The organism is Aeromonas sp. SE22 (assembly GCF_038739755.1).
GTDB lineage: Bacteria > Pseudomonadota > Gammaproteobacteria > Enterobacterales > Aeromonadaceae > Aeromonas > Aeromonas jandaei.
The window spans coordinates 492019-505492 of record NZ_JBCGFD010000001.1 but is presented as its reverse complement, the minus strand read 5'-3'; the positions used below and the strand labels follow the sequence as shown (position 1 = coordinate 505492).

Below are 13474 nucleotides of genomic sequence, written 5' to 3'. Positions count from 1 at the left end.
ATTGCACCAGAGGTAACAACAGAAGATGAATTATTCATAACGCAGCGCCTCCGCCGGCTTCACCCGCGCCGCGCGGGCTGCTGGATAAAGGGTGGCGCTGAAGCTGAGCAGCACGGCGCCCAGCAAAATGGTGACGACCTGGGCTGGCTCGACGATAACCGGCAAGCCGCTCCCGCCCGCAGCCATATAGAGATTGAGCCCCACCGCATTGAGCAGCGGGTTGAGGCCGAGGGTCAGGCCAAGCCCCGCCAGCGCACCAAACAGGGAGCCAATCACCCCGCTGGAAGCGCCGAGCACCATGAAGATTTTGACGATCCCCGACTCGCTCATGCCCATGGTGCGCAGAATAGCCACTTCGCCCTCCTTGTCCGTCACCACCATCACCAGCGCGGAGAGGATGTTGAAGGTCGCAACGGCGATGATCAGTACCAGCATCAGCCCCATCATCCGTTTCTCCATGGCGACAGCCTGGAACAGCTCGCCCCGCTCACGGCGCCAATCCTGCCACAGCAGGCCGTCGGGCAGCGGCGTCTTGATCACCTGATCAGCGGCAAACGGATCATCGAGCCAGAGGCGAATGCCACCGACGGTTTCTGTCGGCAGCCGCAGCAGACGCTGGGCATCCCCCAACGCAATGAACGCAATCTGGTTATCCACATCGGCACCCACCCCGAAGATACCGGAGACGGTAAAGAGGCGCTGGGCCGGCACCCGGCCAAAGGGGGTAAAGCGGGAGCCTTCGGTCAGGATCAGACGAACCTGATCACCGATGGTGACATTGAGGCGGCGCGCCACCCCCTGCCCCAGCACGATACGGTAGTGACCGGCCTGCAAGGTATCGAGGCGCCCCCCCAGCATCTGGGAGTGCAGGATGTCATCCTTGGGCCAGAGGGCGGGATCGATCCCCTGCACGCTGACGCCGGTTAGCTGACCGGGGCTTTGCAGCATCCCTTCGCTGTCGAGCATGGGGGCCGTGGCCACCACATGAGGCAGCCTGGCCAGGTCCGGCAGCCCTTGCGGCGCGGCATCAATGCGGCCAGCCTCGTTGGTAACCACCACATGGGGGATCACCCCGAGGATGCGCCCCTTGAGTTGGCCTTCGAAACCGTTCATCACCGAAATGACCACCATCAGGGCCGCAACCCCGATAGCAATGCCGAAGGTGGAGAACAGGGAGATAAATGAGACGAAGCGGTTGCTGCGCTTCGAGCCTGCATAACGCAGGCCGATGGCCAGCGAAAGGGGCTGAAAAAGTCCAGTCTTCAAGGATATCTACGTTGCCAACAAAATAAGATACCGGATAATAAAGGGAAACCGTCCATGACAACAAGGGATAGCCTCCATGCAGGAACAGTTCTTCAGCGTTACTCATGCCATGCCGGTCAATGTGATCCCCATGCCGGCAGACTTCCATCTCCCTTCGCTCACGGAGCTGGACGCTGAGCTGCCGGAGCCTTTTCGCATCTCCTCGGCCATCACCTCCATCGACATGGTGACCAGCCGGCTGCTGCGCAATCAGAACGAATCGATGCACGATCTGGTCGAGATCGTCAATCAGCAGTCGCGCAAGATCGACATGATCATGGGCTATGTGCTCTCCATGCAGGATCACCCTGAGCAGCGCTTCCACACCCTGCGCTTTGGCGCTGGTGAGCTCACCTACCTGCACCCCTATCATGGCCACGGGGATGCGCCGCATCCGCACCAGATAGTGCGCCTCAAGATCTTCCTGCGCGAAGAGGCCGCCGCCATCTACTGCTATGGCCAGGTCAGGGAGGTCACCCCGGGCGAGCATGGCACCCATGTAGTGCTCGACTATGTACGGATCCGTGAAGATGACCGTGAACTGCTGGTACGTGCCAGCCTCCATGTGCAATCCAAACAGCTCAAACTGCGTGCCCAAGAGCGCCAACAACGTTAAAAGAATCGAACGATGCCAATGACACTCCCCGCCTTGCCCGCCAAAGCGGGCCAAAAGATCACGCTCGGCCAACTGGTCGGCAGCAGCCTCTCGCTCATCGCCGCTCGCCTTATTACACAAAACAAGGGGCCCGTGCTGCTGCTCACCGCAGACACCCCGAGTGCCCTTCGCCTCGAACAGGAACTGCAATACCTGCTGGCCGACAAGGGCTGCCCGGTACTGCTGTTCCCGGATTGGGAGACGCTGCCCTATGACACCTTCTCCCCCCATCAGGACATCATCTCCCAGCGGCTCGAGACTCTCTACAAGCTGCCGCAGATGAGCAGCGGCGTACTGATCGTCCCCGTCTCGACCCTGATGCTGCGTTGTGCACCGCGTGCCTATCTCGACAAATACAGCCTGATGGTGAAAAGCGGCCAGCGCCTCAACCTGCAACAGCTGCGCGGGCGCCTCGCCGAAGCGGGTTACGTGGCGGTGGATCAGGTGCTGGAGCACGGCGAGTTTGCCGCCCGCGGCTCCCTGCTCGATCTCTTCCCCATGGGCAGCAACAGTCCCTATCGCATCGACTTCTTCGACGATGAAGTGGACTCCATCCGTCCGTTCGATCCCGAGACCCAGCGCTCCAGCGAGCCGGTCAAGAGCGCCAGCCTGCTGCCTGCCCGGGAGTTTCCGACCGATGAGGGGGCCATTGAGCTGTTTCGCGGCCACTATCGCGAGCAGTTCGAGATCTCCCGCGCCGAGGGCTCCGTCTATCAGGAGGTGAGCAAGGGACGCTGGCCTGCCGGCATCGAGTATTATCTGCCGCTCTTCTTCGACCAGACTGCCTGCCTGTTTGACTACCTGCCGGCAGAGACCCTGCTGCTCACCGTGGGGGATATCTATCCCGCCGCCCAGCGCTTCTGGAACGACATCGAGCAGCGCTACGAGGACAGGCGCTGGGACAACACCCGCCCCCTGCTCCCCCCGGCCCAGCTCTACCTGCCAGTGGAGCAGCTCTTTGCCGCCCTTGGTAACTACGGCGCCGTCAGGTTGCAGGAGGGGCCGACGGCCGGCGATGCGGGGCAACACGATATGCCGGCCAGCACGCTGCCGGATCTGCAACTCGACCACAGCAAGGAGCAGCCACTGCTGGCGCTCAACCAGTTCCTGCAAGGCTTTGCCGGGCGCACCCTGTTTGCGGTGGAGTCCGAGGGGCGGCGTGAAGTACTGGGCGAGCTGCTGGCGCGCATCGCCCTGCAACCCAAGGAGTTTCCCTCCCTCGACGCCTTTATGGCGAGCCAGGATCGCCACGGCCTGCTGGTTGCACCGCTCGAGCGCGGTTTCCTGTGGCAGGAAACTGGAGCTGATGCCAGTAATCAACCACTGGCCCTGATCACCGAAACCGAGCTGCTGGGCGGCAAGGTACGCAGCAAGCGGGCACGGGAGAAGAGCAAAAACTTAAGCTCCGATGCGGTGATCAGAAACCTGGGCGAGCTGACCCAGGGCCAGCCGGTGGTGCACCTCGATCACGGGGTCGGCCGCTATCTGGGGCTTGAAACCATCGACGCCGGTGGCCTGCCCACCGAGTTTTTGACCCTCGAATATGCCGGCGGCGACAAGCTGTTCGTGCCGGTTACCAGTTTGCACCTTATCAGCCGCTACACCGGCTCTGACAACCCGCCCAGCCACAAGCTCGGCGGCGAGGCCTGGAGCAAGGCGCGGCGCAAGGCGGCGGAAAAAGTGCGCGACGTGGCGGCCGAGCTGCTTGATGTCTACGCCCACCGCGCGGCTCGCGCCGGCTTTGCCTTCAAACATGACCGCGAGGCCTATCGCCAGTTTGCCGCTGGCTTCCCGTTCGAGGAGACCGAGGATCAGCTCAACGCCATCAATGCGGTGCTGGGGGACATGTGTCAGGCCAAGAGCATGGATCGGCTGGTGTGCGGCGACGTGGGCTTTGGCAAGACCGAAGTGGCGATGCGGGCGGCATTTGTGGCCGTTCATGGCGGCAAACAGGTCGCCGTGCTGGTGCCCACCACCCTGCTCGCCCAGCAGCACTACGACAACTTCCGCGACCGCTTCGCCAACTGGCCGGTGCGGGTCGAGGTGCTGAGCCGCTTCCGCTCTGCCAAGGAGCAAAACAGCGTTATGCAGGAGCTGGCCGAGGGCAAGGTCGACATCATCATCGGTACCCACAAGCTGCTCGGCTCCGAGCTCACCTTCAAGGATCTGGGGCTGCTCATCGTCGATGAGGAGCACAGATTCGGGGTGCGCCAGAAGGAGAAGATCAAGGCGCTGCGGGCCGATGTGGATATCCTCACCCTCACCGCCACCCCCATTCCGCGCACCCTCAACATGGCGATGTCGGGCATGCGGGATCTCTCCATCATCGCCACCCCGCCCGCCAAGCGGCTCGCCATCAAGACCTTTGTCCGCCAGCACGAACCGGCGGTGGTGCGCGAGGCGGTGCTACGGGAACTCAAACGCGGCGGGCAGGTCTACTACCTGCACAACGACGTGGAGAGTATCGAGAAGTGCGCGGCAGACCTTGCCGAACTGGTACCGGAGGCGCGCATCGGCATCGCCCACGGCCAGATGCGCGAGCGCGAGCTTGAGCGAGTGATGTCGGACTTCTACCACCAGCGCTTCAACCTGCTGGTCTGCACCACCATCATTGAGACCGGTATCGATGTACCGAGCGCCAACACCATCATCATGGATCGGGCGGATCATCTCGGTCTGGCCCAGCTGCACCAGCTGCGGGGCCGGGTTGGCCGCTCCCACCATCAGGCCTATGCCTACCTGCTCACCCCCCATCCCAAGCTGATGACCAAGGATGCGGCCAAGCGGCTGGAGGCGATCGCCTCCCTCGAAGACCTCGGCGCCGGCTTTGCGCTGGCCACCCACGATCTGGAGATCCGTGGCGCGGGAGAGCTGCTCGGCGACGATCAGAGCGGCCAGATCGAATCGGTGGGTTTCACCCTCTACATGGAGATGCTGGAGCAGGCGGTCGAGGCGCTGAAATCGGGCAAGGAGCCCTCGCTCGAGCAACTGATGAGCCAGCACACCGAGGTGGAGCTGCGCCTGCCAGCGCTCTTGCCGGACGACTACATCCCGGACGTCAACATGCGCCTCTCCATGTACAAGCGGATCGCAAGCGCGGCGGACGAACAGGAGCTGCGCGAACTCAAAGTGGAGCTGATCGATCGCTTCGGCCTGTTGCCGGAGGCGACCAAAACCCTGCTGGAGTTGGCGGCCTTCCGTCAGCGCGCTACCGCCCTTGGCATTCGCCGGGTGGAGATGAGCGAGCGCGGTGGCTATCTCGACTTCACCCAGGAAACCAAGGTCAATCCTACCTATCTGGTCAAGCTGCTCTCCGAGCAGCCGCGCATCTACAAGATGGACGGGCCGACCCGGCTGCGCTTCCAGGTGCCGACTCAGGACAGGGCCATGCGCCTCAAGCTGGTGGATGGCTTGCTGGCGGATCTGGCCAGCCATAGCCAGTAACGGCTGCAAACGCCAAAACGAAACGGGAGCCGCAAGGGCTCCCGTTTTTATTCACTCGCGATAAATCAGAGAATTACCCCTGACTGGCCGGGTCCTCGTGGGAGGAGAATTCGCGCATAAAGGCCTCTGCCCGCTCCACCATCTTGGTCGAGCCGACGAAGTAGGGGGTGCGCTGGTGCAGCGCAGTGGGCTGGATATCCATGATGCGGTTGAAGCCGTCAGAGGCCTTGCCGCCTGCCTGCTCCACCAGAAACGCCATCGGGTTGCACTCATAGAGCAGGCGCAACTTGCCGTTCGGCGAGTTGGTGCCGGACGGATAGATGTAGATGCCACCCTTGAGCAGGTTGCGATGGAAATCAGAAACCAGCGAGCCGATATAGCGGGAGGTGTAGGGTCTGTGGGTCGCTTCATCCCGCTCCTGGCAATATTTGAGGTACTTCTTCACCCCGTCCGGGAACTTGATGTAGTTGCCCTCGTTGATTGAGTAGATCTTGCCCTCCTCCGGAATACGAATGTTTTCGTGGGAGAGGCAGAAGCAGCCGATGGAAGGGTCATAGGTAAAGCCATTAACGCCAAAACCGGTGGTGTAGACCAGCATGGTGGAGGAGCCGTAAACCACGTAACCGGCCGCGACCTGACGATTGCCCGGCTGCAGGAAATCCTCGAGAGTGACGGGGGAGCCCTGCGGACTGACCCGGCGATAGATGGAGAAGATGGTTCCGACCGAAACGTTGACGTCGATATTGGAAGAGCCGTCGAGGGGATCTATCAGCACCACGTATTTGGAATTTTTGGAAAGCGGCGAGTCAAAAGCGACGAAGTCCTCCTCCTCCTCGGATGCCATGCCGCACACCTCGCCGCGCGCCTCCAGCGCCGCCTTGAAGCGCTCGTTGGCGTAGACGTCCAGCTTCTGCTGCACCTCGCCCTGCACGTTTTCAGCCCCCATGGAGCCGATGATATCGGCCAGCCCGGCCTTGTTGATCTCCCGGTTCACCACCTTGGCGGCAAGGCGGATTGAGCTCAACAGCGAGGTCAGTTCGCCGGTCGCGGTAGGGTAATCAGCCTGCTTTTTGACGATGAACTCGCCCATGGTGATCATGTTTCGCATTTTTGGTCCTTTAAGAGCGTTTCCGTTGGCATTGAAAACGTTTGCAAGCATCGACAAAAAAAGAGCCGATCCTCGGCCGTGTTGTTTTGTAACTTAATGTAACGTCTGTTTTTTGTTTTTGCAGCGAATTAAGCGGGCTAATAAAACGGCAATTTGAATCTGATTTGTACTCGAATCATCCACAAAAAGGGGGCCATACGGTAACTTTCAGGCTCTTATTTTGCGCCAAAAAACGGCGCCAAACAGCGACCTTGCTGACATTTCCCTCTCTTTGGCCTGTCGTTTCGCCCACCAGATACGGGTGGCCTCTCCCCTATTGAGTTCCAAACGCCAATCGCGCACACTCGTTTTCCGTTGGAAGCAAAAACATAAGGATTATCAATGAACAAGACTATCATTGCCGGCACGGTAGCCGGATTGCTCTCCCTGCCCGTCTGGGCTGCCGAAGTGCCGGCAGGCACCAGGCTGCTCCCCCCGGAGCAACAAACCTTTGTCACCAATATCGGCACCGAGCCCACCACCATAGATCCGCAACTGGTGGAAGAGACCGCAGGTAGTGCCATCGTCAACGATCTGTTCGAAGGTCTCTATGTGCTGGATGCCAGCGGCAAGACCCAGCCTGCTGGCGCGCTCAGCTATGAGCTCGACAGCACCGGCACCGTCTACACCTTCAAGCTGAGGCCGGAGGCCAAATGGTCGAATGGCGAGCCAGTCACTGCCGCCGACTATGTCTACGGCTGGCAGCGGGCGGCCAATCCCAAGACCGCCTCCAACTACGCCTGGTTTATCGAATTGATGGGTATCGCCAATGCCAGCGAAGTGATTCAGGGCAAGAAGAGCCCCGATGCACTGGGGGTCAAGGCGCTGGATGAACATACCCTGCAGGTGACCCTGAAAAAACCGGTTCCCTTCTTCCTGAAGACGCTGGCGCACTACACCACCTTCCCCGCCCCCAAAGCCACCATCGAGAAATATGGTAAGGAGTGGGTCAAACCGGGCAATATCGTCTCCAACGGCGCCTTTGTGCTCAAGGAGTGGACCCCCAATGAGCGGCTGACCGCCGAGCGCAACCCGCACTACTGGGACAACCGGCACACCGTGCTGAACAAGGTGATCTATCTGGAGGTGGTGTCGGAGACCTCCGCCTACAACCGCTACCGCACTGGCGAGTTGCACTACACCACCTATCCGCTGGAGCAGTACCAACAGCTCAAGAGCAAGAGCCCGGAAGAACTGGTCAGCGTCCCCACGCTGGCCAGCTATTACTATGTCTTCAATACCCAGCGCAAACCGTTCGACAATCCGAAGGTGCGCAAGGCGCTGTCGCTCGCCATCGATCGGGAGACCATCACCGACAAGATCCTGGGTCAGGGACAAATTGCCGCATATAGCTTCACGCCCCCCATTGTGGACGGTTTTGAATTGAAAAAACCGGCCAGCCAGCTGCAGAGCAAAGAGGAGCGGATCAAGCAGGCCAAAGCCCTGCTGACCGAAGCAGGTTATGGCCCAGACAAGCCACTCACCGTGGACATTCTCTACAACACCAACGAGAGCCACAGGAAGATCGCGCTGGCCATATCATCCATGTGGAAACACAACCTTGGGGTCACCGCCACCCTCAACAACATGGAGTGGAAGACCATGGTCTCGGCACTCAACGAGGGGGATTTCGGAGTGAGCCGCTATGGCTGGAACGGGGATTATAACGACGCCTCCACCTTCCTCGACATCATGACCTCCAGCAGCAGTGCAAACAGCGGCAAGTGGTTCAACAAGGAGTACGACGCCCTGCTGGCCAAGGCCCACGACTCGCTGGATCCCGCTGAACGAAATACCCTGTATCAACAAGCAGAGGCACTCATTGATGCGGATGCCCCCATTGCACCTATCTATTTCTCGGTCAAATCCAGATTGCTCAAGCCTTTCGTGAAAGGCTATCCCCACCTTAACCCGCAGGATGTGGTCTACAGCAAGGAGCTCTATCTGATTGCCCAGTAACCAGCTCGGCAAGATATGACCATAAAAAAGCGCCTGCATTACTGCAGGCGCTTTCATTTTCACTCTGGCGATAAGCACCATCACTTATCCTGACAGACGGCCATCTCCTGCCGGGCACGGCGTCTCAATACCACCGGCTGCACCAGCAGCTGGGCCAGCAGCACCCCGAGCAGGGTCAGGCCACCACCGATAAGGTGGTAAGCGGTCAACCGCTCCCCGAGCAGTGAGATGGCAAGCCCAGCCGTCATCACCGGCAACAGGTTCATAAAGATGGCAGTGCGGTTGGCACCGATCAGGGTGATCCCCTGCATCCAGAGCCAGGGGCAGAGCGCCGATGCGGGGATCCCCGCATAGAAAATGAGCCAGAGCGCGCGCGCCTCTGGCAGTTGACCATCCACCAGCAGGTAGAAGGGGGTCAGCAGCACCACGCTGCAGAGCACCTGACTGTAGAGCAGCGACCAGTTGTCGAGCCCCAGATCCCACTTCTTGAGCAGTACACTGTAGAGCGCATAGGTGCCGGCCGAGAGCAGCATGTAGACCGAGCCAATCTGGATGCCGTGGGTAAAGAGTCGGGTCGGATCCCCCTGCCCCAGCAAAATGGCCAGTCCCATGATGGAGAGCAGTGCCCCCAGGATGGCGCCCCAAGTGGGACGCTCGCGCAGCAACCAGATGCTGAACAACACGGTGAGCAGCGGCGTCAACCCCATCATCAGCCCCATCTCGGTGGCGCCCATGGTTTGCGCCGCGTAGTAGCCGAAGGTCTGGTTTAGCACCATGCCAAGCAGCGCCAGTACGGCGATCTGCCAGATACCGGCACGCAGGCGGGCACGCTCGCGCCATACCCGGCAAGCCAGAAAAGGGGTCAGAACCAGCGCAGCCACCACCCAGCGGGACCAGGCGAATGCGGCGGGCGACAAAACGCCCACCGCCAGTTTGCTGACGACGCCATTGCCAGCCCAGATGGCAATGCAGGAGAGAGGGAACAGAAAGGCAAGGGGCATCAACGGCTCCGGCATCCCGAACGAGAATTGAGCGAGGCAGTATAGGGGGCAACGGGTGAGAAACAAAGCCGCCATCAAGGCAGACACGAGTGAGAAAAACGGATCGACAAAAACAAATATGCCCGCATAACGCGGGCATATCCGTGCAGAAACACGCTCAGAAGATTATCACGCCGCATCCATGTGCAGTCTGGAGATCAGCTCATTGACCTCGGTGACTGTCTGACGGTGGGGAATGTCCGCCTGGCTCGGCATGAGCAACAAACCGGACTGAAAATCAAACCGCCCCCGACCATGGATATAGATCCGACCTTTAAAGAAGGTTTTGACGTGTTTTGCCACCATCAGTGGCAGGTACTTCTTGAACACTCTCATCGTTTGCAACCTCTTGCAGTTGTATCCGTATGACAGCAGCTTCTGCGAATTAATTCCGTAAAATAATCATAAAAATCCGGAAAAATCGCCCATCTCTTCCCAAAAAATTCAATCTATAACTTTTTATTAACTTTTAGCCTATTGTATGCGGCCCTTCGAGCCAGAGCAAGGATCCTTTGCCATTGTGCCACTCGATGCAGGCAATGCCCGAGGTGGCGAACATGGGGGCTCCGGCAGCCGGACAGAGGCTCTGCACCAGATATCCCACCAGCGGCAGATGACTGACCAGCATGATCTGCTGATGCCGTTCTGCCAGCGCGGTCAGGTAGCTGGAGACAAAGGCGGGATCACCATAGGGGGTAATATCACCGCTCTCCTCCACCACAACGGCGTCGGGTAATTCCTTGCATATGGTCTGCCAGGTTTGGCGGGCGCGCAGATAGTTGCTGTGGATCACCCGATCGATACGACCGGTCAGCTGAGGCGCCAACCAGCGGGCCATCAGAAGGGACTCTTCAATGCCCTGCTCGGTCAATGGACGCTGTTCATCAGTTTTCGCATTCATGCCAGCCTGGCCATGACGCATGATATAGATCTTCATTACAACCTCGCCCAACGGGCCTGTTTTGATAGCCGGGGGATCTTACCCCGCCACGGGTGTTGAAACAATTGCGCTACCTCTCAGAAAAGGGTTTGCCTCACTGGGTAGCGGGGTCGATAATCATGTTTAAATTCAAATAAATCCAACGTGAGTCGCCCACCAATGAGCCCATATGCCAGTCCCAATGACCATCGGCAATACCACTATCTGGAGCTGGCCAACCGGCTCAGGGTCTTGTTGATTTGCGATCCCGATACCGACAAATCCGCCGCTTCTCTGGCGGTCAATATCGGCCATTTTGACGATCCGGCCGACCGGCAGGGGATGGCTCACTTTCTCGAACACATGCTCTTTCTCGGTACCGCTACCTACCCCAAGCCAGGTGAATACCAGCAATTTATGAGCCGTCATGGCGGCAGCAACAACGCCTGGACCGGCACCGAGTTCACCAACTTCTTTTTCGAGATCGACAACGGCTTCTTCGAGGCGGGTCTCGACCGGTTCGCCCAGTTCTTCATCTGCCCCACGTTCGATCCGGAGTGGGTCGACAAGGAGCGCAACGCGGTCGACTCCGAATATCGCCTCAAACTGCAGGATGATGTGCGCCGCTGCTATCAGGTACACAAGGAGACGGTCAACCCAGCTCACCCCTTTGCCAAGTTTTCGGTGGGCAACCTCGATACCCTGGCCGATCTGCCGAGGCGGGATCTGCGCTCCGACCTCATCAACTTCTACGAGAGCCACTACAGCGCGGATCGCATGGCGCTGGTGATGATGTCGCCTGCCGACATCGACACCCAGCTGCAGTGGTGCTGTCGCTATTTCGCTCCCATTTTGAATCGCAATTTGGGAACGCCGACTCTCGATATGCCACTCTACCGGCTCGACGACCTCGGCATCCGCATCCAGATCAAGCCGGTGAAAGAGACCCGCAAACTGGCGCTCACCTTCCCGCTGCCCAATGTGGACGCCTTTTATGACAAAAAGCCCCTCACCTTCCTGAGCCACCTTATCGGCTACGAAGGGGATGGCAGCCTGCTCTCCCTGCTTAAAGCGAAAGGCTGGGTCAACCAGCTCTCGGCAGGCGGCGGTATCAGTGGCGCCAACTTCAAGGATTTTGGCGTCAACTTCGGCCTCACCCCACTCGGTCTTGAACATGTGGACGAGATCGTGGCCTTCCTGTTTGGCTACCTCAAGCTCATCGACCGAGCAGGGCTGGAGGCCTGGCGCTACGACGAGAAGCGTACCGTGCTCGAATCGGCGTTCCGTTTTCAGGAGCGCGGCCGCCCCCTCGATACCGTCTCGGGGCTGGTGCTCAACCTCTTTAGCTACCAGCCGGAGGATCTGCTGCACGGCGACTACATGATGCGCGAATATGACGAGGCGCTGATCCGCCGCTTCCTCGCCAAGCTCACCCCGCACAACCTGCGCATGACCATCACGGCGCCGGAGGTGACCACCGACCGGCTGGCCCGCTGGTATCAGACCCCCTACAGCGTGGCGACCATCACCGAGGCGGAGAAGATCCGCTGGCAGCAGAGCGAACCGGACAAGGCACTGGCGCTGCCCAAGCCCAACCCCTTTATCAGCAGCCGACTCGATCCGCGCACGCCGGAGATCGCCGCCGAGATGCCGGCCTGCCTTATCGATCGCCCCGGCTTTCGCCTCTGGCACCTCCATGAGCACCTGTTCAGCGTGCCCAAGGGCAATCTCTATATCTCCATCGACAGCGAACACGCGGTTAAAAGCCCGCGCCACATCGCCATGGCGCGCCTCGCGGTGGAGCTGTTGGCCGACCATCTCAATGCCCTCACCTATCCGGCGGAGCTGGCGGGGCTTGGTTACCAGATCTATGCCCATCAGGGGGGCTTTACCATCAACCTGAGCGGCTTTGCCGACAAGCAGCCGCTGCTGCTCGACATGATCCTCGGCAACCGCACCCTGGGTTATCCCGACCCGGGCCGCTTTAGCGAGATCAAGGAGGCGCTCATTCGCAACTGGGACAACCAGTCCAAGGCGCGCCCCATCTCCCAGCTCTTCAACCAGCTCACCAGTTTGCTGCAACCCAACAACCCGCCGTTCGAGCAGCTGTTGCGTCACCTGCGCACCGTCGAGCTCTCCGAGATGCCTGACTTCGTGGCGAGCCTCTTTGCCGAGGTGCATATCGAGACGCTGGTGCACGGCGACTGGACGGCGGCCGAGGCGCTGGAGCTGGCGGCGCTGATGGAGCGCCACCTGAGCGACATCAATGGCACCAGCAGCAAACCGAGTGGCGAGACCCGCCGTCCGCTCATCTCGATTCAGGACCGGGGCACCCTGATCCGCGAGCAGGGCTGCGAGCACGAAGATTCGGCCCTGCTGGTCTACTACCAGTCCCGCACCACCCGAGCGCGGGATCTCGCCTGCTTTACCCTGGCCAACCACATCATGTCCTCCACCTTCTTCCACGAGCTGCGCACCCGCCAGCAGCTTGGTTATGTGGTGGGGGCTGGCAACCTGCCGCTCAATCGCCACCCGGGTCTGATTTTCTATATCCAGTCGCCGGTGGCGGGGCCCCAGCATCTGCTCGATGCGGTGGAGGAGTTTATCGACCTCTTCCCGCTCGCCATGCTCGAATTTACCGAGCAGCAGTGGCAGGAGAGCAAGGCCGGGCTGCAGGCCCAGCTCAGCGAGCGCGACGCCAATCTGCGCAGCCGCGGCCAGCGGCTGTGGGTCAGCATCGGCAACAAGGATCTGGGGTTCGATCAGCGGGAACGGGTCTGCGAGGAGGTGGGCAAGCTGACGCGCGCCGATCTGGTGCGCTTTATCACCCAGCTGCGTTCACGCACCTCCGATCGGCTGATCCTCTGCAGCTACGGGCAGGGCCACGAGCACGAGGAGCGGATCACCGGCCAGTTTATCGACGACCCGCGAGCATTCCGGCTCAATGCCGCCACCTTCGAGGCCTGATCAGGCCTCGCATCTTCCCGTTTTTCCTTCCACGGCAA

The 13474-nt window shown here is 60.1% G+C and carries 9 protein-coding genes; 4 read left to right on the top strand and 5 right to left on the bottom strand.

Annotation, left to right across the window (positions count from 1 at the left end; genetic code table 11):
* Positions 1-30: 30 nt before the first annotated feature.
* Positions 31-1266 carry a lipoprotein-releasing ABC transporter permease subunit gene (locus AAHA39_RS02195; RefSeq protein WP_042032364.1) on the bottom strand — a complete coding sequence of 412 codons (1236 nt, stop codon included), beginning with the start codon at positions 1264-1266 and terminating at the stop codon, positions 31-33.
* Between the two features lie 76 nt (positions 1267-1342).
* Here AAHA39_RS02195 and AAHA39_RS02190 point away from each other — a divergent pair, with 76 nt between their 5' ends.
* Positions 1343-1921 (top strand): PilZ domain-containing protein, encoded by a 579-nt coding sequence (locus tag AAHA39_RS02190; RefSeq protein ID WP_033113131.1) that lies wholly within the window; start codon positions 1343-1345, stop codon positions 1919-1921.
* An 18-nt stretch (positions 1922-1939) separates the two neighbouring features.
* Complete coding sequence (gene mfd, locus AAHA39_RS02185; RefSeq protein ID WP_320656080.1) at positions 1940-5404, top strand: transcription-repair coupling factor; 3465 nt, start codon at positions 1940-1942, stop codon at positions 5402-5404.
* Between the two features lie 73 nt (positions 5405-5477).
* Here the strand turns inward: mfd and fbp are convergent, their stop codons facing one another.
* Entirely contained in the window at positions 5478-6512 is a 1035-nt protein-coding gene (gene fbp / locus AAHA39_RS02180; protein WP_041207524.1) for a class 1 fructose-bisphosphatase, read from the bottom strand.
* A 381-nt stretch (positions 6513-6893) separates the two neighbouring features.
* On the opposite strand from fbp, the gene AAHA39_RS02175 reads away from it, so the two are divergent.
* Complete coding sequence (locus tag AAHA39_RS02175; protein WP_320656037.1) at positions 6894-8510, top strand: peptide ABC transporter substrate-binding protein; 1617 nt, start codon at positions 6894-6896, stop codon at positions 8508-8510.
* 80 nt (positions 8511-8590) lie between these two features.
* Here the strand turns inward: AAHA39_RS02175 and AAHA39_RS02170 are convergent, their stop codons facing one another.
* The 3 genes from AAHA39_RS02170 to sixA form a co-directional block, all read right to left on the bottom strand.
* A complete protein-coding gene (locus AAHA39_RS02170) occupies positions 8591-9511 on the bottom strand; it encodes a DMT family transporter (protein WP_320656038.1) in 921 nt (306 codons plus the stop codon).
* 168 nt (positions 9512-9679) lie between these two features.
* On the bottom strand, positions 9680-9886 hold the full coding sequence (locus AAHA39_RS02165) for a DUF1107 domain-containing protein (RefSeq protein WP_026457339.1): 207 nt from the start codon (positions 9884-9886) through the stop codon (positions 9680-9682).
* Between the two features lie 133 nt (positions 9887-10019).
* Complete coding sequence (gene sixA / locus AAHA39_RS02160) at positions 10020-10487, bottom strand: phosphohistidine phosphatase SixA (RefSeq protein ID WP_041207521.1); 468 nt, start codon at positions 10485-10487, stop codon at positions 10020-10022.
* A gap of 162 nt (positions 10488-10649) precedes the next feature.
* Between sixA and AAHA39_RS02155 the strand changes: the two genes are divergently transcribed.
* Complete coding sequence (locus AAHA39_RS02155; protein ID WP_320656039.1) at positions 10650-13436, top strand: insulinase family protein; 2787 nt, start codon at positions 10650-10652, stop codon at positions 13434-13436.
* Positions 13437-13474: the final 38 nt, after the last annotated feature.

Coding starts and splice junctions, on each gene's coding strand:
- AAHA39_RS02190 (WP_033113131.1), top strand. CDS start 1,343: ATGCAGGAACAGTTCTTCAGCGTTACTCATGCCATGCCGGTCAATGTG.
- mfd (WP_320656080.1), top strand. CDS start 1,940: ATGACACTCCCCGCCTTGCCCGCCAAAGCGGGCCAAAAGATCACGCTC.
- fbp (WP_041207524.1), bottom strand. CDS start 6,512: ATGCGAAACATGATCACCATGGGCGAGTTCATCGTCAAAAAGCAGGCT.
- AAHA39_RS02175 (WP_320656037.1), top strand. CDS start 6,894: ATGAACAAGACTATCATTGCCGGCACGGTAGCCGGATTGCTCTCCCTG.
- AAHA39_RS02170 (WP_320656038.1), bottom strand. CDS start 9,511: ATGCCCCTTGCCTTTCTGTTCCCTCTCTCCTGCATTGCCATCTGGGCT.
- AAHA39_RS02165 (WP_026457339.1), bottom strand. CDS start 9,886: ATGAGAGTGTTCAAGAAGTACCTGCCACTGATGGTGGCAAAACACGTC.
- sixA (WP_041207521.1), bottom strand. CDS start 10,487: ATGAAGATCTATATCATGCGTCATGGCCAGGCTGGCATGAATGCGAAA.
- AAHA39_RS02155 (WP_320656039.1), top strand. CDS start 10,650: ATGAGCCCATATGCCAGTCCCAATGACCATCGGCAATACCACTATCTG.